At 60.2% G+C, this 1,209-nt stretch carries 1 protein-coding gene; it reads left to right on the top strand.

Annotated elements, in window-relative coordinates:
- Positions 1 to 1,209: immunoglobulin-like domain-containing protein (locus BW33_RS18835; protein ID WP_047600428.1), on the top strand; the 1,209-nt coding region annotated here is incomplete at both ends.

Raw genomic sequence — 1,209 nt, 5'->3', positions numbered from 1 at the left:
TCGACGCGGGTAAAACTACCGGCACCGTGACTGTTCCAGCGCCTGCCGATGACGTTTACAAAGACGCCGGCAAGGTCGAAGTCACTATCAAGGATGCGTCCGGCGGCAACTTCGAGAATCTCGTACCGAGCACCGTTCCGGCTGTTACCGAGGTTACCGACACCATCGATACCTCGACCGTCAAACTGACCGCCGACACTTCTGTAGCTGAAGGCGGCACTGTCACCTACACCGCGACCGTTGGCGCGCCTGTCACCGGGTCGCCTGTGACTGTCACGTTGGCCAACGGCCAGACCATCACCATCGAAGTGGGTAAAACCACCGGCACCGTGACCACCACCGCGCCGAACGATGCGCTGAACGGTCACGAGCCACTGACCAACTCGATCACTGACGTGACTGGCGGCAACTACGAAAACCTCGTCGCCGACAAAACCCCGGTTTCGACCAACGTCACCGACACCGTCGACACCACCAACCTGTCGCTGACCGCTACCGGCACAGTGGCCGAAGGCGGTTCTATCGTCTACATCGCGACCCTGACCAATCCAGCCGGTACTCCGGTGACTGTGACGTTGAGCAATGGCTCCATCATCACCATCGAAGCCGGTAAAACCACCGGCACCGTGACGGTTCCAGCGCCTGCCGATGACGTTTACAAAGACGCCGGCAAGGTCGAAGTCACTATCAAGGATGCGTCCGGCGGCAACTTCGAGAATCTGGTGCCAAGCACTGCTCCAGCCGTCACTGAAGTCACTGACACCATTGACACCACCACGGTCAAACTGACCGCGACCGAATCCGCTGCTGAAGGTGGCACCGTCACCTACACCGCTACCGTTGGCGCCCCCGTTACCGGTTCGCCAGTCGTGGTGACCTTGGCCAATGGTCAGAACATCACCATCGAAGTCGGCAAGACCACCGGCACCGTGACCACCACCGCGCCGAACGATGCGCTGAACGGTCACGAACCGCTGACTAACGCGATCACTGACGTGAGCGGCGGCAACTACGAAAACCTCGTCGCCGACAAAACTCCTGTCAGCACCAACGTCACCGACACCGTCGACACCACCAACCTGTCGCTCAGTGCGACCGGTACCGTGGCCGAGGGCGGTTCTATCGTCTACACCGCGACCCTGACCAATCCAGCCGGTACTCCGGTGACTGTGACGTTGAGCAATGGCTCCATCATCACCATCGAAGCCG

Origin of the sequence: Pseudomonas sp. RIT288 (assembly GCF_000631985.1) — a bacterium.
Classification (GTDB): domain Bacteria; phylum Pseudomonadota; class Gammaproteobacteria; order Pseudomonadales; family Pseudomonadaceae; genus Aquipseudomonas.
This window is presented reverse-complemented; position numbering and strand designations above follow the sequence as displayed.